Origin of the sequence: Streptomyces sp. NPDC048018 (genome assembly GCF_043202995.1) — a bacterium.
Taxonomy (GTDB): domain Bacteria; phylum Actinomycetota; class Actinomycetes; order Streptomycetales; family Streptomycetaceae; genus Streptomyces.
The window spans coordinates 312,036-330,585 of record NZ_JBIDBK010000005.1 but is presented as its reverse complement, the minus strand read 5'-3'; the positions used below and the strand labels follow the sequence as shown (position 1 = coordinate 330,585).

The window sequence follows — 18,550 nt, the reverse complement described above, 5'->3', positions numbered from 1 at the left end:
ATTCATCCCTCAGCGGTTCAGGCGCTCTTGGCGTGTTGTGATCGGCGCGGTACCGTCAGTCGACATTTCCATATGAACGACGACGGCGAGACGGAAGCCCGGTGAGAGTCCGGCACGGTCGCGCCACTGTGAGCCGCCCCCAGCCGGTGGGCGGTGAGTCAGACCCGACGACCGTCGTCGCGCACCACCGTATGGGACGCGAGTTCCCGAGGAGGTTCCACCATGGCCGAGGCCATTGCGTCGCCCGCCGTTCCGTCCACCCCCGCCGTCACGGTCCCGCTCACGCTGCCGGTCCGCGCCGTGCTGCCCTGGGCGCTGTTCGTCGGTGTCCTGATGCTCGTCGCGCTCTACTTCGTCGGTGCGGAGCAGGGTGCGACGTCCCTGTTCGCCGGCAGCGACGTGCACGAGTGGGTCCACGACGGGCGCCACCTGCTCGGTTTCCCCTGCCACTGAGGGGCCACCGCACGCATGTCGTCCCCCGCGCACGTCCCCACCGCTCCCACGGGCTCACTCGTCGGGAGACTCCTGCTCCGCGGCCTGCTCGCGGGTCTGATCGCCGGACTGTTCGCCTTCGCCGTCGCCTACGTCGCCGGTGAGCCGTCCGTCAACGCCTCGATCGCCGTCGAGGAGGCCGCCGCCAAGGCGGAGCACGCCGCGCCGGCGCACGACCACGGCGCGAACGGGGCGGCCACCCAGGCCGACTCCGAGGAGGAGATCGTCAGCCGCGACCTGCAGTCCACCGCGGGTCTCGCCACCGGCGTCCTCGTCTACGGCGTCGCCCTCGGCGGCATCGCCTCCCTGGCGTTCTGCTTCGTCCTGGGCCGGGTCGGCCGGTTCACCGCGAAGGCCACCGCGGCGCTCGTCGCGGCGGCGGCCTTCACCACGGTCTATCTGGTGCCGTTCCTGAAGTACCCGGCGACCCCTCCGGCCGTCGGCAATCCGGACACCATCGGGAAGCGCACCACGCTCTTCTTCCTGATGATCCTGCTGAGCGTGCTGCTCGGCATCGCCGCGGTCGTCGCGGGCCGCCGGCTCGCGCCGCGCCTCGGCAACTGGAACGCGACCGTCGTCGCGGGCCTCGGCTTCGTCGCCGCGGTCGGGATCGCCTGCGCGTTCCTGCCCGGGAACGAGGACGCGGTGGCGGGCACCTTCCCGGCCGCCGTGCTGTGGGACTTCCGGCTCGCGACCCTGGGCATCCAGGCGGCCCTGTGGGCGGTCTTCGGACTCGCCTTCGGGCTGCTCGCGGAACGGCTCCTCGCACCGAGGACCGAGACGGCGCAAGCCGTCGGCGCGGCCGCACCGGCCGCCTGAACTCCGGGACGCACCGACGCGATCGGCCCCGTCCGCCCGAGGAGGCGGACGGGGCCGATCGCCGTCTCCGGGTCCGCGCCCCGCCGGCCGGACCGGACCCCGCCGGAGGCCGGGGAAGCGCGGGCGCTAGCGCCAGTTGATCCGGGCCTTGACCGCGCGGGCCGCCTTCCATCCGTAGCTGAGGGCGTACGCGGACACCACCGACGGGGCCGGCTTGACCTGGAGCACCAGTCGGTCGTCGCGCGGCCCGATCCGTACGGTGTGCAGCTTCTTGCCGGCGCCGGGCAGCGAGACGGCGTGCTCGTCGGCGCGCTTGCTGACCTTGCCGCCGAGGGCGCCGCCGAGGCTGCCGCGGGCGGTCAGGCCGTGCGCGGTGCAGCGCAGCGAGAGGTGCCAGTCCCCCTTGGGGAGTACGGCGCCGCCGTCGGCGGTGGCCAGGTCGACGGAGGCGCGGAAGCAGGCCTTGCCGTAGTCGTAGGTCTCCTTGCCCCGGCTGACGGTCAGGTGCGGGGAGGGGAGCTGCTCGGCGGGGAGGGCGATCTCGCGTCCGGTGCCGGCGTGCCGGAGGACGAGCTCGGTCACGAGGTCGTCCGTGTCGACCTGGTCGAGGTAGGCGTAGCCGGAGAGTTCGAGGACGCTGCCGCGCCAGGACAGGTGCTCGACCCGGCGGCGCGGACTGACGGCGAGTGCGGAGGCCGTGATGTCGCAGAGCTCGGCGTGCAGCGGGGAGTCCGCGTCCGGGAACGGCGGTGCCGCGTACAGGCGTCCGTCGCGGACCAAGGCCTTGCCGGGCCGTCCGTCGCGGTTCCACCGCACGACGGCGGCGAGTTCGTCCACCAGGCCCTCGCGCACGCAGTGCGCGACGAGCTTCTCGTGGACGGACTTCCCGGCGAGGACCTCCGGGCGGATCCACTTCCGCGCGAAGGGGCGGGCCACCTCCACCATGCGCGCGAACTCCTCGGCGTCACAGTCGGCGAGGAGCTGGTCGAAGCGGCGGATCAGCTCGACGGTGACGTGCCGCCCGATGAGGTGGTCGCGCAGCGGGCCGGGTTCGGTGAGTCCGGTGACGAGCGAGACCATCTCGTCGGCCTGTTCCAGGGCGACGGGGAAGTCGAGCCAGTCGGCGGTGATGTTGCCGTTGTCGCCCCGCTTCACGACGTAGTAGCAGTCGTAGTCGCCGACGATCGAGATGACCTTGCTGTGCAGGTAGGCGCGGGCCACGAAGTGCTGGTCCTCGCTGACCCGCATGTGCTCCGGGAAGCGCAGGCCGTGCTTCTCGATGAGCGCGCGCCGGAACAGCTTGAAGGGCATCAGGGTGTAGTAGACGTCGCCCTTCGACAGGTCCGCCTTGGCGACGTTCTTCGCGAAGACCTGCTTGGGCACCCGGCGTCCCACGCCGACCAGCTTGGCGAGCACGGTGTCCGAGCCGTTCTTCTCGGCCGTCGCGACCAGCCGTTCGAGTGCCTCCGGCCCGAGGCAGTCGTCCCCGTCGACGAAGAACACGTACGTGCCCGTGGCCAGGTCGAGTCCCACGTTCCGCGGCCGGCTCGGCCCGCCGGACGCCTCCTGGTGGACGACCTTCATGACCCCCGGGTGCCGCTCGGCCCAGGCGTCGAGCACCTTGCCGCTGCCGTCGGTGGAGCCGTCGTCGACGGCGACGACCTCGATGGCGTCCAGGCCGATGGTCTGCTGCTCGATCGACTGGAGGGTCAGTTCCAGGTACGGCATCGAGTTGTAGACCGGGATGACGAGCGAAACGGTGGGCGTACGCGAAACGTTCATCTTCGGATCCCCCAGTAAAGATGGTGTGAAGCTGGTCGCACGCGCGCATAGTAACGCCTTTGGGGGGAAGGTGATTTAGCCGTCCGAAAGCGCCCGAGCCGCCACCAGGACCGGGCGCCGTGCGTCGCCCTCCGTCCCGAAGCCCGGTCTGCCGGACGGGGCTTCGGTTCTGAGGACGGTGCGGGCGGTCAGGCGGTTGCCTCGGCGGGGGCGTGGGCGTGGGCGGGGGTCGGGGTGTTCCGGTGGACGACCCGGCGGCGCCGGGACGGCATGCCCCCGGTCGGGTTGGCCACGCTCCAGGCCGCGCCCTTGCAGATCAGTTCCTTGTAGAGCGCCGCCGGACGGCCCGTCAGGGCACGGTCGACCGAACGGTCGTCGGCCGTCACGAACTGGATCAGCCCCTCCTTGCGGCCGAGGGAGATGCACTGCTGGAAGTAGCGGATGGAGACCCGGGGGACCTTGGTGCCGGTCAGCCGGGCGGCGATGGCGTCGGCCGCCTGCCAGGCCATGGGGACGCCGGAGGCGCAGGACATGCGCAGCGGCTTGCCCTGCGGGCCGACCGCCAGCGCCGCGTCACCCACGGCGTACACGTCCGGGTGGGAGACCGAGCGCATCGTCCCGTCGACCACGATCCGGCCGCCTTCGGCGAGCTCCAGGGTGGTGCCCCGGGCGATCGGGTGCACGGCGAAGCCGGTGGTCCAGACGGTGACGTCGGCGGGGACGGTCCGGCCGTCGGCGATCGTCACGCCGTCCGCCGCCACGGCGGTGACCGCCGCGTGCTCGTGGATCTCGATGCCGAGCCGGTCGGTCACCTTCCGCAGGTGGGCGCGGCCCTTCGCCGAGAGCCAGTCGCCCAGCGCGCCGTGGGTGGCCAGGGAGACCGCGAGGTCCGGGCGGGCCTCGGCGATCTCGGTCGCGGCCTCCACGCCGGTCAGGCCTCCGCCGACGACGACCACGGGCCGGCCGGCGGGCAGCGCGGCGAGGCGGTCGCGGAGCCGGCGGGCGCCCGGCCGGCTGGACAGCTCGTGGGCGTGCACGGCGGTGCCGGGGACGCCGCCGTCGTTCCAGCCGCTGCCGAGGGCGTAGACCAGGGTGTCGTACGCCAGCTCGGTCGGGCCGTCGGCGCCGGTGACGGCGACCGTCCGGCGCTCCACGTCCACGGCGGTGACCTCGGCGAGCCGCAGCTCCACGCCCGTGCCGGCGAACATCTCGTCGAACGGGCGGGGCCGGAGGTCCTGGCCGGCGGCGAGCTGGTGCAGCCGGACGCGCTCCACGAAGTCGGGCTCGGGGTTGACGAGGGTGAGGGTCACGTCCTCGCGGTGCAGCCGCTTGGCGAGGCGGCCGGCGGCGACTGCTCCGGTGTAGCCGGCTCCGAGGACGACGATGCGGTGCTGCATGTCCGTGCTCCTGTCTGAGCGGGGTCCGCCGTTGTCCGGCGTGATGTCGCCCCTTGAACCGGGCGGCCCCGCGTTTCCTGACAGGGTTCGGATATGACCTGCGTCACACCACCTCAGAGGGTGTGGAGGGGGCCCTCCTCGTGGTCCGCGGCGGCCCACAGCTCGGTGGCGCGGACCAGCTTGTCGGGGTTGGCCTGGCTGCGGACCGCCACGATGCCCTCCGCGGTGACCTCCAGGCAGGTGATGGCGACGACCCGGCCTTCCACGACCGCGAGGACGGCGGGCCCGCCGTTGGCGGTCGTGGCGTAGATCTCGGGCACCCCGCCGACGAGGGCCCGCTTGGCCTCGGCGGGCTTGAACAGGCCGCGCAGGAAGGTGGCGACCGCCTTCGCGCCCTCGAACGCCTTGGCGCGGGCCGGGACCTTGCCACCGCCGTCGCCGACCGCGACGGCGTCCTCGGTGAGCAGCCGTACGAGGGGCTCGGTCCGTCCGCTGGTCGCCGCCGCCAGGAACTCCTCGACGATCCGGCGCGCGGCGGCCTCGTCGACCTCGGTGCGCACCTTGCCGTCCGCGACGTGCTTCTTGGCCCGGTGGTAGATCTGCTGCCCGGCCGCCTCGGTGATGTCCAGGATCTCGGCGATCTCCCGGTGCGGGTAGTCGAAGGCCTCGCGCAGCACGTACACCGCCCGTTCCTTGGGGGAGAGGCGCTCCAGGAGGACGAGGACCGCGTACGACACCGACTCGCGCTGCTCGGCCGTGTCGGCCGGGCCGAGCATGGGGTCCCCGGCGAGCAGGGGCTCGGGGAGCCACCGGCCCACGTAGGTCTCGCGCCGCGCGCGGGCCGACGTGAGCTGGTTGAGGCACAGGTTGGTGAGGACCTTCGTCAGCCAGGCCTCGGGGACCTCGATCCGCGAGGGGTCGGCGGCCTGCCAGCGCAGGAAGGTCTCCTGCACGGCGTCCTCCGCCTCGCTCGACGAGCCGAGCAGCCGGTAGGCGATGGCTGCGAGCCGGGGCCTGGCCGCCTCGAACCGGTCGACGTCACTCGTCATCAGGGCCATGTCACGATCCTAGGCGCCCCGGCGCCCGCGTGACGGGACGGCGGGCGGGAGGCCGCCCACGCGCCGCGACGCCCCCTCCCGCCCACCGGCCTGAACTGCGGTTCCGTAGAAAGGCACGAACTGCGGAACCCGGTCCGATCAAGGTTTCATGTTTTCAACGCCTGCCTGCACCAAGCCAGTTGCGGGTCTACTCCTGGGACAAGCCGAACCAACGAACGGGGAAAGCCTTGTCCGAGAAGCTGCCTGGCCGTCAGATCGAGATCTCCTGGCCCGACCTCGGCATCACGGTCACCGCCGACCTGGACGACCGCAATCCGGCACTCGCCGACGCCCTGTGGGACGCGCTGCCCTACCGGAGCCTCCAGGGGCACGCGCTCATCGCGGGCGAGCACCTCTACCACGTGGCGCCGATACCCGCCCTGCTGCACACTCCCCACGACACCCGCGTCCCCGACCGCCGCGAGGCCCCCGACGGCACCGTGTTCTGCTCCGGTCTGCAGCACCTGGGGATCAAGTACGGCACCCTGACCGAGCCGATGCCCGCCACCCCGGTCGGCCGGATCCGGGAGGCGGACATGCCCGGCCTGCTGGAGGCCGGGGCCGCGATCTGGGACGCCGTCTACTCCACGAAGAAGCAGATCCTCGTCGAGGTCCGCCGCGCCGGAGAGCCGGGCGGCCACCGCATCCCGGCGCTGCGCGCCGCCGACGCGGACGCCGCCCGGCTGATCGCCGACATCGCCGCCGAGACCGAGCGGATCTGGCTCGCGCCCCCGGCCGAGCTCGACGACCTCCACCAGGGCGTCATCCCCTCCCGGGCGGGCAACTTCGGGACCGTCCTCCCCACCCTGCTGTTCGTCAACGGCGAGACCCGGCCGCTGGGTTACGCCGCCTACGGCGGCCTCGTCCGCGCCGCCGTCCAGGGCATGCCCATGGACTCCCTCGTCCACATGACCCGCCTGCTGGTCGGCGTCCCCGCCGAGTTCCTGGGCTACTGCGGCCTGGAGAAGCTGTGGGCGTTCACCCAGCGCGTCCTCGACGTCGTCGGCCGCCTCGACCGCGACGACTTCTACGCCGTCACCAGCCAGATGGCCCTCTACATCAACTGCCTCGGCGGCTGGAACCTCCAGCTGTACCCGTGGGAGACCGGGGACCACCTGCGCCAGCAGGCCGTCACGGCGGACGCGTAGCCGTACCGGCCCGAAGTCCGCCGGGAACGGCGCCACCGGCACCCTCCCCACCCCCGCCGCACCCCACCCCCAGGAGAACGAAGACAGTGAGCGCCCTGCCCGCCCGCGCCGACGCCGTCGTCATCGGCGGGGGAGTGATCGGCACCTCCGCCGCCTACCACCTCGCCGAAGCCGGCGTGAACACCGTGCTGCTGGAACGCGGAGGCCTCGGCGGCGGGGCGTCCGCGCACACGGCGGGCATGGTCCGCACCTACTTCCCCGGCCTGCCCGAGACCGGGCAGCGGGCCGTACGCAGCCTGACCGCGTACCACGACTTCGCCCGGCGCACCGGAACCCCGCTCGGACTGCGCCGGCTCGGGTTCATGGCGCTGTTCACCGACGAGCGGCAGATCGCCGACTTCGAGGACGGGCTTCCGGACCAGCGCGCCGCCGGCGTCGGCGTCGGCCTGATCGGACCCCGCGAGGCGGCCGCACTCAACCCGCTCGTCGACGAACGCGCCGTCCTGGCCGCCGCCTGGTCCCCCGAGGCGTACCACGTGGACGGCCTCGACATCGTCCGCGGCTACGCCGCCGCCGCGCGCGACCACGGCGCCCGGCTGTTCACCCACACCCCCGTCACCCGCATCGACGACGACAACACCGTCCACACCCCGCGGGGCAGCATCACGGCGGACGGCATCGTGTGCGCGGCCGGGCCGTGGTCCGGCGAGGTGGCGTCGCTGGCATCGGTCGACCTGCCGCTGACACCCCGCACGATGGAGATGCTCTTCACCGACGCGCCGTCCGCGCCGCCCGGCGACCTGCCCATGACCCTGCACGCCGCCTCCGGCCTGCGGATCCGCGCCTGGAAGGACCGCGTCCTGCTCGCCATGGGCGCGCCGCAGGCCGACGAGTCGCGGGAGTCCTGGCTCGGCCGCATCGCCGGCCATCTCGGCCGCCTCTTCCCGGCCCTGGCCGGCAGCGGCCTGCACCGCGCCTGGAGCGGCGACTTCGACGCGAGCCCCGGGAACACCGCCCTCATCGGCGCAGACCCCGGCCGCCGCTTCCTGTACGCGGCCGGATTCACCGGGGCGGGTCTGTGCCAGGCACCCGCGGCCGGGGAGACGCTCCGCGACCTGCTGATCGCCACGTAGCCCCCTGACAGGAAAGAGTGCCGTGATTGTTCTCGGATGTAATGGCTTCAGCCGGGTGTCGGAGTTCTTCTCCGAACGCCTCGGCGCGACCGGCGTCAACAAGCACTACCTCCTGGGCCACGACGCCGCCGCCGCGCTCCTGATCGACGGCCGGCTGGTCGCCGCGGTGGAGGAGGAACGCCTCAACCGGGAGAAGAAGACCACCGACTTCCCCGTGAACGCGATCGACTGGTGCCTGGCGGAGGCCGGGGTCACGTTCGACGACGTCGACCTGTTCGCCTTCCCCTGGAACTGGACCCCCCAGGTGCTGGACGAGCTCCTGGACGGCATCCGCACCTCGTCGCAGGCGCCGGATGCGAAGGCCCGCCTGCTGGGCGACATGACCGACCTCTTCGACCGGGTCGTCAGCCACGAGGCGATGCTCGCGGACTTCGAGGCCCGCACCGGACACCGTCCCGACCCGGCCAAGGTCCGCTTCGTCCCGCACCACCTGGCGCACGCCACGACCGGCTACTTCCTGGCCGGGATGAAGGACTCGGCGTTCCTCGTCAGCGACGGGCGCGCCGAGCGCTTCTCGACCCTCGCCGGCGAGATCCGTGACGGCCGCATCACCGTCTTCGACGACACGGCCACCGGGGCCCAGCACTCGATCGGCACCCTGTTCTCCGCCGTCACCCGCTTCCTCGGCTTCGTCCCCAACAACGACGAGTACAAGGTGATGGGCCTGGCCGGATACGCCGAGCCGCCGACCCCGAACCCGTTCGTCGAGGACCTGCTGAGGCTGCACGACGACGGCCGCTACACCTTCACCGAACCCCTGCGGACCGACGACCTGCACAGCCACGACGCCCTGTTCGAGGAGTACTTCGGCCCCTTCGAGGACACCCTGGAGTACACCTCCCGCGTCGCCGCCGCCGCGCAGCAGATGCTGAACGTCGCCACCGCCCACCAGGTCCGCCACCTGGAGAAGCGGACGGACCTCGACCGCCTGCTGTTCGAGGGCGGCGTCGCCCTGAACTGCCTGAACAACACCCCGATGTTCGAGGGCTCCCGCTTCGTGGACATGCAGGTCAGCTTCGGCGCCTCCGACACCGGCATCACCATCGGAGCCGCGGCCCACGCCTGGCTGAACCACCCCGGCACCACCCCCGCGGACGTGCTCGCCGCCTCCGCGCCGGTCTCCCCGTACCTCGGGCCGTCCTACGGCGAAGCCGCGATCGAGGAGGCCCTCGCGGCCTTCGCCGGCCGGGTCACCGCCGTACGCCTGGACGACGACGAGGTCGTCGAGCGGGTGGCGGAGCTGCTGACGGAGAAGGTCGTCATCGGCTGGTTCGAAGGCCGCCTCGAACACGGGCCCCGCGCGCTGGGGCATCGCAGCATCCTCGCCAACCCCGGCTTCGGCGACATCAAGGACATCATCAACACCCGGGTCAAGCACCGCGAACCCTTCCGCCCGTTCGCTCCCCTCGTCCTGGAGGAGCAGGCGCCGGAGATCTTCGAGATGGGGCGCAAGACCAGCTCCCCGTACATGACGTTCGTGTTCCCGGTCCGCGACGCGTACAGGGACCGGATCCCCGGCGCCGTGCACGTGGACGGCACCTCCCGGATCCAGACCCTGACGGACGAGGGCACCCCGCGGCTCACGGCCCTGCTGCGGAGGTTCACCGGACTCACCGGCACGCCCTGCCTGATCAACACCTCGTTCAACGTCGCCGGCGAACCCGTCGTCTGCACCCCGACCGACGCCCTGAACTGCTTCATGGGCACCGAGATCGACTACCTCGTCCTCGGAAACCACCTCGTCGCCAAGTCCGGCGGCACCGACCGGAAGTAGGGAACAGCCCGTGCCGATCCAGATCCAGCGCAAGCACACCATGTACCACTCCACCGTCCTGGAGGCCGACCCGGACACCGTGTGGGCGACCGTCCGCGACGCCATGCAGATCCTGGACATCGTGTCCCCGGGCGACCTGGACATCCACCGGGACGTCAGCTGGGTGGAGGGCGGCTCGGTCGACACGGTCCCGGCCCGCTACGACTTCCGGCTCACCCTCAACGGGCGCCTCGTCCAGCAGGAGATCGCGGCCCGGGACGAGATCAACAGGACCCAGTCCTACCGGGCCGTCGCCCCCACCAGCGGAGTCGCCAAATACGAGGCCACCATCCGGGTGTTCCCCGTCACCAACGACCCGTCCCGCAGCTTCTTCGACTGGTCGCGGGTCCTGGAGATCGCCGAGGACGCCGACCTGAAGGTGGTCGAGGCCATCATCGACGTCATGGAGAAGCAGACGGACGCCGTACGGGACCACTTCGCGAAGTGACGACGCTCGTACTGCTGCGGCACGGCGAGACGCCGCTGACCCCGCAGCGGCGGCTCTCCGGCAGCGGGGGTTCCGATCCGGGCCTCTCACCCGCGGGCCGCGGCCAGGCCCGGGCGGCGGCGGACGCGCTGGCCCGCCGCGGCGGCATCGGGGCGATCGTCACCTCGCCGATGCGCCGCTGCCAGGAGACCGCTCACTGGGCGGCGGCGCGCCTGGGTCTGAGCGTCCGGGTCGACCGGGATCTGCGGGAGGCGGACTTCGGCGCCTGGGAGGGGCTGACCTTCGCCCAGGTCCGCGAGCGCCACCCGGACGACCTCGACGCGTGGCTGGCCTCGCCCGAGAGCCCGCCTTCGGGCGGGGGCGAGACGATGCGGCAGGTCACCCGCCGGGTCACCGCCGTACGGGACGAACTCCTGGCCCGTCACGCCGGCGCCACCGTCCTGGTCGTGTCCCACGTCGGTCCGCTGCGCACGCTGATCCGCCTGGCCCTCCAGGCTCCGCCGCACACGCTGTTCCACATGGAACTCGCGGCGGCCTCGCTGTCGACCCTCACCTACACCGCCCCCGGCGAGGCGATGCTCCACTCGCTGAACGACACGCACCACCTGGGGTGAACCCGCGGTGGTCGAGGGCATGGGGGAGCCCGGCGTCGGCCCGGGAAAGCGTCCGGGCGTCGACGGCGGAGGCCGTCCAGGCGCCCGGCGTCGTGTGATCACCAGGGGCTGCGGCGATGCCCGCTCCTACGTCACCGCGCGAGCGATACCCGGGAGGGGGCGGAAGCTAGGCGGACCGGCGTCCGGCCGCGTCCGGGTAGGAGGGCGCCGGCGCGTCCTCGGGCAGGAAGGCGTCGTCGTCCCCGAAGTCCGGTGCCTGGAAGGGATTCGTGGTGGGTGACGGAGACCCGGAGGCGGCGAAGGGGGTCGCCCCTTCAGGCGCGGAGAACGGCGAGGTCAGGTCGATGGGAGGGCTCCTCTGAGGGGTGGGTCCGGGAACGGACCCGGTGGCGCCCGTGAACCGGGCACGGTGATACGGGGCGGTGGCCTACGGATCGTGCCGGGCTCGTGGTGTCCGGCACGATCCGGAAGACACGGCCTAGAGCTTGCTCATCTTGGGATACGGACTCAGGATCCGCTCCTGCGTCGAGCCGAAATTCACGACCGCCGCGATCCCGTTCTCGACGCCGACGACCCGGCCGAGGCCATGCACGTCGTGCGTGACCTGGTCGCCCACGGCGAACTGCTTGGGAGGCAACGCGACCGGAGCCTTGAAGGGGCTGGTGGGCAGATAGCGCTTCGGTGCACTGGATTTTGTCATCATCGCCAGTATGCGCCCCCGCGCGTCGGATCGCTGCTGTCGTTTCTCTCCGCCATGCGCGGTGCCCGGCGGGATCTCGGCGAAAAATCCCGTACTCACCTCGCTGACCTGCGCTTTGCCGGGGTGCGGGTGACAGGAATCGCATCCGCGTCGTGAGCCCGGGAAATCGTCCGGAGCCCGCTCGACGGCTCCTCCCCGGGCCCGCACCCGCCCGGGACGGCGTTCCGGCCCCCTTCGGCGCGCCCCTGAGGGCGCCGGCTCCGGGTGGGGGTGGCGCCGTCCGAGGGGCCGGCGTGCTTGAGAAACCCCTCACTGCCGCGCGCGGGCGGCCGGGCGTACGGCGCCTCCCGGACCACTCGTACGGCCGACGTGGCCCGGACGCACGGGAGGCTGCTCGTGAGCGGCCCTCCGGCGCGTCCTCGGTTCGTGTCCGCCGATCGGTGCCGGCGCCGGCGGCCTCACCTCACGCAGGCTCCGGGGGCGTGCCGGCCTCGGCGGCGCGGCGGTACTCGGCGTTGATGCGCTGGGCCTCTTCGAGCTGGTCTTCGAGGATGATGATGCGGCAGGCGGCCTCGATCGGGGTGCCCTGGTCGACGAGTTCGCGCGCACGGGCGGCGATGCGCAGCTGGTAGCGGGAGTAGCGGCGGTGGCCGCCCTCGGAGCGCAGCGGGGTGATCAGGCGGGCTTCGCCGATGGCGCGCAGGAAGCCCTGGGTGGTGCCGATCATGTCGGCGGCCCGGCCCATGGTGTAGGCGGGGTAGTCGTCGTCGTCGAGACGGTCGTACGAGTCATCTGCTGTCATTTGCACCTCTCCGCGAAACGCATGGAGGGGCCCTGGTGCCGAACGGCACCAGGGCCCCGAAGGAACTACTACACCACCTGCCGGCCCTGAAGACGCGCCGGCGTTCTGTGTCCGCGTGCCCGGCCTACTGCTGCCGGGTGTGCGGGGATCGCAGTTGCTTGACCGGAGACCACCTCACTATCGATGTCCTGCGGTACCCGGGACTCGATGTCACCCGGGCGATCCTGATGGCGCTGCGTTCCTCCGTTCTTCCCTCATCGATCAACGTGCTGCCGGGAGTACTGCTCCCCGGCTTCACTGCTGGTACTGCTGTACTGCACTCACGGTGACCACGCCGGAAGGGTCGTGGTGCCGTGCTCGGAGGCCCCTGATCCGCGGGCCTCCCGGTCCGGCCGCCAGCTTCGTCGCCGTCATGCGAAACCATGGCTTCGAAACTCGACCGCCGTACCGTCCTGCTGACTACCTGTACTGCGGGTACTGCTTGCCGGCAGTCCGTCTCTGCCAGGCCCTGCTGTCTCTCTGGGTTACGAGAAAAACCATAACCACGCCGCCGCCTAATGTCTACTCCGGCCGACATAGATTTTCGTGCTCTCGGTGGACAGGTAATCGGAGTCGGCGGAGATACGGCGATCCCGGGGCGGACCCGGCCGGGGTGACGACCGCAGACGCCGGAGGGCCCGGTCGGCGGATGCCGACCGGGCCCTCTGGGTTGTCCCGGTGTCAACTCACGTGCTCGTGGATCTCGGTCAGGCCGCGACGGCCGCGGTGAACGGCGTCCCGTCGTCGGAGAGGTCGCGCAGCCGCAGCCGGTCCGTGTAGGCGGGGCTGTCGCGGACGGTGGTGAGCTGGGCCCGGGTGACCGTCCCGGTGTGCTGGTCGTCGTGGTCCCGGACGAGCAGGTGCCCGGTGCGGGCCCCGGCCATCACGGCCAGGGCCACCTCCACGGTCATGTCGTCGTAGACCTGCGGGCCGGAAGTGTCCCCGGCGTCGGCCGTCGGGTGCGAGGGGTCGGGGTGCGTCGGGCGGGGCTGCATCTGGACCGGCGTCACAACGTGCCTCCTGAGGGGATGGGTCGGCTTCCGGCTCGCGGGAACGCTCAGGCCGCGGTGGCGGCGGAGCGTCGCGCTCCGGCGCGCCTCGCCGACGAGGCGGGGCCGCGGCGGCCGCGGGTGCTCGTGCTGCGCTTGCGCTGCTCGGTGGGCGGCGCGGTGATCCTCACGGGGATGCCGGAGGGGGCCTGCGCGCCGGTGATGCGGGTCAGTTCCGCTTCGCCGGAGCGGACCTGGGTGGTGTGCGGGACGATGCCGGCGGCGGTCATGAGGCGGGTCATGGCGCGGCGCTGCTGGGGCGTGACGAGGGTGACGACGCTGCCGGACTCGCCGGCTCGTGCGGTGCGGCCGCCGCGGTGGAGGTAGTCCTTGTGGTCGGTGGGCGGGTCCACGTTGACGACCAGGTCGAGGTGGTCGACGTGGATGCCGCGGGCGGCGACGTTCGTGGCGACGAGGACGGTGACGTGTCCGGTCTTGAACTGGGCCAGGGTGCGGGTGCGCTGGGGCTGGGTCTTGCCGCCGTGCAGGGCCGCGGCGCGGACGCCGGAGTTGAGGAGGTCCTGGGTGAGGCGGTCCACGGCGTGCTTGGTGTCGAGGAACATGATCACCCGGCCTTCGCGCGCGGCGATCTCGGTGGTCAGCCGCTGCTTGTCGGCGCCGTGGACGTGCAGGACGTGGTGCTCCATCGTGGTGACCGCGCCCTGGGAGGGGTCCACCGAGTGGACGACGGGGTCGGTGAGGTAGCGGCGGACCAGGAGGTCGACGTTGCGGTCCAGGGTCGCGGAGAACAGCATGCGCTGGCCTTCGGGGCGGACCTGGTTGAGCAGCGCGGTGACCTGGGGCATGAAGCCCATGTCGGCCATCTGGTCGGCCTCGTCGAGGACGGTGACGGCGACCTGGTTGAGGCGGCAGTCGCCGCGGTCGATGAGGTCCTTGAGGCGGCCGGGGGTGGCGACGACGACTTCGGCGCCGTTGCGCAGGGCGTTGGCCTGGCGGCCGATCGGCATGCCGCCGACGACGGTGGCCAGGCGCAGCTTCACGGCGCGGGCGTAGGGGGTGAGGGCGTCGGTGACCTGCTGGGCGAGTTCCCGGGTGGGCACGAGGACCAGGGCCAGCGGCTGGCGGGGCTCGGCGAGCTGCCCGGCGGTGCGGGCCAGGACCGGCAGGCCGAAGGCGAGGGTCTTGCCGGAGCCGGTGCGGCCGCGCCCCAGGACGTCGCGTCCGGCCAGGGAGTTCGGCAGGGTCGCGCCCTGGATGGGGAACGGCACGGTCACGCCCTGCGCGGTGAGCGCGGCCAGGAGCCGGCGGTCCAGGTCCAGCGCGGCGAACTCCTCGACGGCGGGCAGCGCCGGAGTGATCGTCTTCGGCAGCGCGAACTCGCCCTGCACCGCGGCGGGACCCCGGCCCTGCCCCGCGGAACGGCTCGGACCACCCGAACGGCTCGGGCCTCCCGAGCGGCTCGACCCGAACGAGGCGGAGCGACCGCCTCGGCCTGTCCCGGCGGAGGAGTCGTACGTGTGGCCGCCCTGGCGGCGAGTGCGGGAGGAACGGCCGTTCGTGCGTGTGGGGTTCATTCAGAACCTTCCTTGATACGGCGCGTATCGAGAAACTCCGGCAGCAATGAACGGCGTCGGGAATTAAAGGCACGGGCCGAATAGAATGCGAAAATCGCGCGGCTCGGGCCGGGGTGTGATTCGTTCTCGGCGCAAGCGGGCGGGGAAATGAGTGCGAGATGTGCGGGTGCGCGTACGGACCCTGCAGAATGCATGCAGCTGGGGCCCGCACCCCGAGGGATGCGGGCCCCAGCTACGTATTACGCGTCAGCGTCAGGCGGGAACGATGTTCTCGGCCGTCGGGCCCTTCTGGCCCTGCGCGATGTCGAAGGTGACCTTCTGGCCCTCCTGCAGCTCGCGGAAGCCCTGGGTGGCGATGTTCGAGAAGTGGGCGAACACGTCAGGGCCGCCACCGTCCTGCTCGATGAAGCCGAAGCCCTTTTCCGCGTTGAACCACTTCACGGTGCCGGCAGTCATGTCTGTCTCCTTGGGGCAGTGCATCGGCATCCGCACTTTGCGGACGCCGTGTCGCCGCGATGATGCCCCGCCGGAAAAATGACCGGAAATACAAAGCGCTCCCGTGCGATGTGCACCGACGGGAAACGCTTGAAGTCTTCGGGTACCAAAACTGCAACTGGTTCGACAGTAGCACGTCGCCCCGGTCCGTGTGCGCCGAGTATTTACCCCTGCGTGTCACGGGTAAAAACTCTCTCCGTGATGCCCGCTAAAATCTCAGACCGCCGTCGCAGGTATTCCTGTACTTCGAAGGCGGTGTTTCGGAAAAAACGGCCGCGGTGTGCCGGGCCGCTTCGGCGGGCCCGGCCGCGGTGGGGCGAGGGGATACGGCGGTACGGGGGCCTCAGGCCCCTGCCTCCGGTGTGCGCACCGCGCCGCCGACCGGCGTGAGGCAGCGGCGCACGAGGGCGAGCGTGCGCCGGGTGACCGTGTCGAGGGGGGTGCCGTTCTCGACCGCGGCGAGAGCGGTGTGCAGCATTCCGGCGATCAGGTCGGCCGTCAGCGCGGGCTCGGGAACGCCGAGCTCCCGTACGGCGGCGCGGAAGGGTTCGACCTGCTCCAGATGGAGTTCCGTCAGCCGCTGCCGGCAGGCCGGCGGCAGGCCGGCGTTCATGAGGGCGACGGCGGGCCGGTGTGCGCCCTCGGCACCGAGGCGGAGGCTCTCCGCGAAGAACGCCTCGACACGTTCCAGCGGACCGTTCGCGGTGGCCAGGGCTCGGGCGAGTGCCTCGTTGGAGCGCCGGAACGCTTCTTCCGTGATGGTGGCCAGCAGGGCTGCCGAGGAGTCGAAGTACTGGTAGACGCTGGAGCGGGCCAGTCCCGCGCGGGCGCCGACCGCCGCCGGGGTGACGGCGGCGGCGCCCTCGTTCACCAGGATGTCGATCGCTGCCCTGATCAGTGCCTCGCGCTGCTGGGCGCGGTGTTCGGCGACGGTGGAGGCGTTGATCTTCGGCATGCGGGGCGGCTCCTGGGGGCGGACGGGGCCGGGAGCGAGGTTCCGGCCCGAGGCCGCCGGTCAGGACAGGCGGCCGTCGACCATCTCGTGGACCCGGTCGGCTGCGCCCATTATCGCCGTGTCGTGGGTGACCATGACCGTGGCCGTGCCGCGCTCATGGGTCTGCTCGGCGATCAGTCGTACCGCCTCGGCCGAGCGGAGCCGGTCCAGCGCGGAGGTGGGTTCGTCCACCAGCAGGACGGCGGGGGAGGACATCAGGGCGCGGGCCAGTCCCGCGCGCTGGCGCTCGCCGCCGGAGAGCTGGTGCGGGCGGGCACCGGCGCGGTGGGTCAGCCCGACCGCCTCGATGAGCTCGTCGGCCCGGGCCCGGGCCGCGGAGTCGAGGCGGCCGTCGAAGTGCAGGGGGAGCAGGAGCTGTTCCCGGACGGTGAGGGAGGCCAGCAGGTTCGACTGCTGGAAGACGAAGCCGATGTGGCGGCGCCGGGCGGCGGTGCGTTCCCTGTCCGACAGGGCGGTCAGCTCGGTGCCGGCGACGTGCACGGTGCCCGAGGCGGGCCGCTGGAGGCCGCCGGCGACGGCGAGGAGGCTCGACTTGCCGGAACCGGAGGGGCCGACGACGGCGACGAACTCGCCGGGGGCGACGCACAGGCCGACGTGGTCGAGGGCGGTGACGGCGGTGCCGCCGTCGCCCAGCGTGAGGGTGACGTCCTCCAGCCGCAGTCCGCCGGAGCCCTCGGCGTCCGGGGCGGCCCGGTGGTCGGTGACGGGTGTGGTCATCGGGAGGCTCCCAGGGCGGTCAGGGGGTCGACGGAGGTGATGCGGCGGACGGCGACGGCGGCGCCCGCGGTTCCGAGGGCGATGAGGAGGCCGGAGGAGGTGGCGACGGCCGGGGCGGAGAGGGAGAAGGGGGCCTTGCCGGTCAGCGCGCTCCCGAGGGCCAGGCCGACGGCGGTGCCGAGGGCCGTGGCGGCGACCAGCACGGCCACGACCTGGGCCAGGGCGTCGCGCAGGACGTATCCGGTCGGGGCGCCGAGCGCCTTCAGCAGGGCGATCTCGGCCTTGCGCTGCACGGTCCAGACGGTGAAGAACGCGCCGACGACCAGGGCGGAGATGGCATGGAGGAAGCCCTTGATCAGGGCCATGGTGCTCGACTCCGCCGTGTAGCCGGGGGACGCGCCGAAGGCGGTCTCCTTGGTGTCGGCGCGGGTGGCGGTCGCCTTCTCCACGGCGGCGGCGTCGGCACCCGGCTCCAGGGTCAGGGCGACGGCCGTGGCCTGCCGGCGCGCGGCCTCGGGCAGGTCGCCCGGCAGGCCGTAGTGCAGGTGACGCCAGGTGTCGAGGTCGGCGTAGGCGACGCCGATGTGGCCGTAGGAGACGGTCTCGTCGACGAGGCCGACGACCGTCAGCCGCACCTCGCTCCTGTCGGCGGTCAGGACGTCCCCGACCTCCACGCCCAGGTCGGCGATCTCCCGGGTGATCACGATGCCCCCGCTGCCCTCTTCCAGGCCCTCACCCCGGCTGGGGCGGGGTGCCAGGGAGGAGTCGGGTGCCATGCCGAAGACGGCGAGGTTGACCTGCTCGCCCTTCCCGGCGCCCTGGGTCACCTGGGCATTCGTCAGGGTGTTCCCGAACGGCTCCGCCCGCTTCACCCCCGGGGCCGTGGACCAGGCACGCCAGTCGTCCTGGTCCACGGTCGAGCGGGAGAACTGCTCGCTGGTCGCCTTCTCGTCGAAGGCCAGGTGGGTCACGGGCAGCGCCCGCAGACCGGATATCCCGGCGTCCGCCAGACCGGCGGCGAGCCCGGACAGGAGCACGCCGAGCACGGCGATGAGCGCGACCACCGCGCCCATCAGGGCGAAGCGACCGCGGGCGAAGCGCAGATCGCGTAGGGCAAGGAACACGGAGCTCTCCGAGCGGTGAAAGGGGATGGGGGCACGACGACGCGCGCCGTCTCTTTGCGCAAACTTGACGACGCGGCTGTCGGCATCCTAGCGCGTGTTACCGACACCCCTGTCGGCACGTCGTACCCCTGCGCGGTCGGGCGGCGCGAGGCCCCGGGCCCCACGGTGTGGTCCGGCCGGGAGGCGTCGGTCGCTCCGTTCACCGCGACCTCCTGCGACGTGGATTCCGACCCCGGCCGGCCACGGCCCCCTCGACCCGCCGTCCGCCCGC

Annotated in this window: 17 protein-coding genes, 1 pseudogene and 1 riboswitch; of the genes and pseudogenes, 7 read left to right on the top strand and 11 right to left on the bottom strand. The window is 72.2% G+C overall.

The genetic code is table 11. The annotated features are described in order from the left end of the window. The first annotated feature begins 46 nt into the window (after positions 1 to 46). Positions 47 to 187: riboswitch (cobalamin riboswitch) on the top strand. A 35-nt stretch (positions 188 to 222) separates the two neighbouring features. Both ACGF1Z_RS21425 and ACGF1Z_RS21420 read left to right on the top strand, forming a co-directional pair. Continuing rightward, positions 223 to 453, top strand: a complete 231-nt coding sequence (locus ACGF1Z_RS21425; RefSeq protein ID WP_376627071.1) for a CbtB-domain containing protein — start codon at positions 223 to 225, stop codon at positions 451 to 453. A 15-nt stretch (positions 454 to 468) separates the two neighbouring features. Continuing rightward, positions 469 to 1,311, top strand: a complete 843-nt coding sequence (locus tag ACGF1Z_RS21420; protein ID WP_393006255.1) for a CbtA family protein — start codon at positions 469 to 471, stop codon at positions 1,309 to 1,311. A 126-nt stretch (positions 1,312 to 1,437) separates the two neighbouring features. Here ACGF1Z_RS21420 and ACGF1Z_RS21415 read toward each other — a convergent pair whose 3' ends face one another. From ACGF1Z_RS21415 to ACGF1Z_RS21405, 3 genes are all read right to left on the bottom strand, one after another. After that, positions 1,438 to 3,093, bottom strand: coding sequence for a glycosyltransferase family 2 protein (locus ACGF1Z_RS21415; RefSeq protein ID WP_393006253.1), 1,656 nt, complete (start codon positions 3,091 to 3,093; stop codon positions 1,438 to 1,440). Between the two features lie 188 nt (positions 3,094 to 3,281). After that, complete coding sequence (locus ACGF1Z_RS21410; protein ID WP_393006251.1) at positions 3,282 to 4,490, bottom strand: NAD(P)/FAD-dependent oxidoreductase; 1,209 nt, start codon at positions 4,488 to 4,490, stop codon at positions 3,282 to 3,284. Between the two features lie 113 nt (positions 4,491 to 4,603). Continuing rightward, entirely contained in the window at positions 4,604 to 5,548 is a 945-nt protein-coding gene (locus ACGF1Z_RS21405) for an RNA polymerase sigma-70 factor (protein WP_393006249.1), read from the bottom strand. A 227-nt stretch (positions 5,549 to 5,775) separates the two neighbouring features. Between ACGF1Z_RS21405 and ACGF1Z_RS21400 the strand changes: the two genes are divergently transcribed. The 5 genes from ACGF1Z_RS21400 (at position 5,776) to ACGF1Z_RS21380 (ending at position 10,803) form a co-directional block, all read left to right on the top strand. Next, positions 5,776 to 6,735 carry a hypothetical protein gene (locus ACGF1Z_RS21400; RefSeq protein ID WP_393006247.1) on the top strand — a complete coding sequence of 320 codons (960 nt, stop codon included), beginning with the start codon at positions 5,776 to 5,778 and terminating at the stop codon, positions 6,733 to 6,735. 86 nt (positions 6,736 to 6,821) lie between these two features. Continuing rightward, positions 6,822 to 7,868, top strand: coding sequence for an NAD(P)/FAD-dependent oxidoreductase (locus ACGF1Z_RS21395; protein ID WP_393006245.1), 1,047 nt, complete (start codon positions 6,822 to 6,824; stop codon positions 7,866 to 7,868). Positions 7,869 to 7,890: 22 nt separating this feature from the next. Continuing rightward, on the top strand, positions 7,891 to 9,702 hold the full coding sequence (locus tag ACGF1Z_RS21390; RefSeq protein WP_393006243.1) for a carbamoyltransferase: 1,812 nt from the start codon (positions 7,891 to 7,893) through the stop codon (positions 9,700 to 9,702). 10 nt (positions 9,703 to 9,712) lie between these two features. Next, positions 9,713 to 10,189 carry an SRPBCC family protein gene (locus ACGF1Z_RS21385; RefSeq protein WP_393006241.1) on the top strand — a complete coding sequence of 159 codons (477 nt, stop codon included), beginning with the start codon at positions 9,713 to 9,715 and terminating at the stop codon, positions 10,187 to 10,189. Next, complete coding sequence (locus ACGF1Z_RS21380; RefSeq protein ID WP_393006239.1) at positions 10,186 to 10,803, top strand: histidine phosphatase family protein; 618 nt, start codon at positions 10,186 to 10,188, stop codon at positions 10,801 to 10,803. The genes ACGF1Z_RS21385 and ACGF1Z_RS21380 overlap by 4 nt, the downstream gene beginning before the upstream one ends. A gap of 478 nt (positions 10,804 to 11,281) precedes the next feature. On the opposite strand, the gene ACGF1Z_RS21375 is transcribed toward ACGF1Z_RS21380, so the two are convergent. The 8 genes and pseudogenes from ACGF1Z_RS21375 to ACGF1Z_RS21340 form a co-directional block, all read right to left on the bottom strand. Next, positions 11,282 to 11,503 (bottom strand): hypothetical protein, encoded by a 222-nt coding sequence (locus ACGF1Z_RS21375; RefSeq protein ID WP_393006237.1) that lies wholly within the window; start codon positions 11,501 to 11,503, stop codon positions 11,282 to 11,284. 463 nt (positions 11,504 to 11,966) lie between these two features. Beyond that, entirely contained in the window at positions 11,967 to 12,305 is a 339-nt protein-coding gene (locus tag ACGF1Z_RS21370) for a MerR family transcriptional regulator (protein WP_393006235.1), read from the bottom strand. Between the two features lie 755 nt (positions 12,306 to 13,060). Continuing rightward, a pseudogene (locus ACGF1Z_RS21365) lies at positions 13,061 to 13,354 on the bottom strand (CBS domain-containing protein); the annotation flags it as partial. 47 nt (positions 13,355 to 13,401) lie between these two features. After that, positions 13,402 to 14,928 carry a DEAD/DEAH box helicase gene (locus ACGF1Z_RS21360; RefSeq protein WP_393006233.1) on the bottom strand — a complete coding sequence of 509 codons (1,527 nt, stop codon included), beginning with the start codon at positions 14,926 to 14,928 and terminating at the stop codon, positions 13,402 to 13,404. A 252-nt stretch (positions 14,929 to 15,180) separates the two neighbouring features. Next, positions 15,181 to 15,384 (bottom strand): cold-shock protein, encoded by a 204-nt coding sequence (locus ACGF1Z_RS21355; RefSeq protein WP_393006231.1) that lies wholly within the window; start codon positions 15,382 to 15,384, stop codon positions 15,181 to 15,183. A 382-nt stretch (positions 15,385 to 15,766) separates the two neighbouring features. After that, positions 15,767 to 16,378 (bottom strand): TetR/AcrR family transcriptional regulator, encoded by a 612-nt coding sequence (locus ACGF1Z_RS21350; RefSeq protein ID WP_393006229.1) that lies wholly within the window; start codon positions 16,376 to 16,378, stop codon positions 15,767 to 15,769. 60 nt (positions 16,379 to 16,438) lie between these two features. Beyond that, positions 16,439 to 17,155: an ABC transporter ATP-binding protein gene (locus ACGF1Z_RS21345; RefSeq protein WP_393006227.1), complete on the bottom strand. Its 717-nt coding sequence runs from the start codon at positions 17,153 to 17,155 to the stop codon at positions 16,439 to 16,441. Next, complete coding sequence (locus ACGF1Z_RS21340; protein WP_393006225.1) at positions 17,152 to 18,279, bottom strand: ABC transporter permease; 1,128 nt, start codon at positions 18,277 to 18,279, stop codon at positions 17,152 to 17,154. The genes ACGF1Z_RS21345 and ACGF1Z_RS21340 overlap by 4 nt, the downstream gene beginning before the upstream one ends. Positions 18,280 to 18,550: the final 271 nt, after the last annotated feature.

Bases quoted from the DNA above. Each gene is read 5' to 3' on its own strand.
- ACGF1Z_RS21410 (WP_393006251.1), bottom strand. From the start codon at position 4,490: ATGCAGCACCGCATCGTCGTCCTCGGAGCCGGCTACACCGGAGCAGTC.
- ACGF1Z_RS21370 (WP_393006235.1), bottom strand. From the start codon at position 12,305: ATGACAGCAGATGACTCGTACGACCGTCTCGACGACGACGACTACCCC.
- ACGF1Z_RS21355 (WP_393006231.1), bottom strand. From the start codon at position 15,384: ATGACTGCCGGCACCGTGAAGTGGTTCAACGCGGAAAAGGGCTTCGGC.
- ACGF1Z_RS21375 (WP_393006237.1), bottom strand. From the start codon at position 11,503: ATGACAAAATCCAGTGCACCGAAGCGCTATCTGCCCACCAGCCCCTTC.
- ACGF1Z_RS21345 (WP_393006227.1), bottom strand. From the start codon at position 17,155: ATGACCACACCCGTCACCGACCACCGGGCCGCCCCGGACGCCGAGGGC.
- ACGF1Z_RS21415 (WP_393006253.1), bottom strand. From the start codon at position 3,093: ATGAACGTTTCGCGTACGCCCACCGTTTCGCTCGTCATCCCGGTCTAC.
- ACGF1Z_RS21350 (WP_393006229.1), bottom strand. From the start codon at position 16,378: ATGCCGAAGATCAACGCCTCCACCGTCGCCGAACACCGCGCCCAGCAG.
- ACGF1Z_RS21405 (WP_393006249.1), bottom strand. From the start codon at position 5,548: ATGGCCCTGATGACGAGTGACGTCGACCGGTTCGAGGCGGCCAGGCCC.
- ACGF1Z_RS21360 (WP_393006233.1), bottom strand. From the start codon at position 14,928: ATGAACCCCACACGCACGAACGGCCGTTCCTCCCGCACTCGCCGCCAG.
- ACGF1Z_RS21420 (WP_393006255.1), top strand. From the start codon at position 469: ATGTCGTCCCCCGCGCACGTCCCCACCGCTCCCACGGGCTCACTCGTC.
- ACGF1Z_RS21425 (WP_376627071.1), top strand. From the start codon at position 223: ATGGCCGAGGCCATTGCGTCGCCCGCCGTTCCGTCCACCCCCGCCGTC.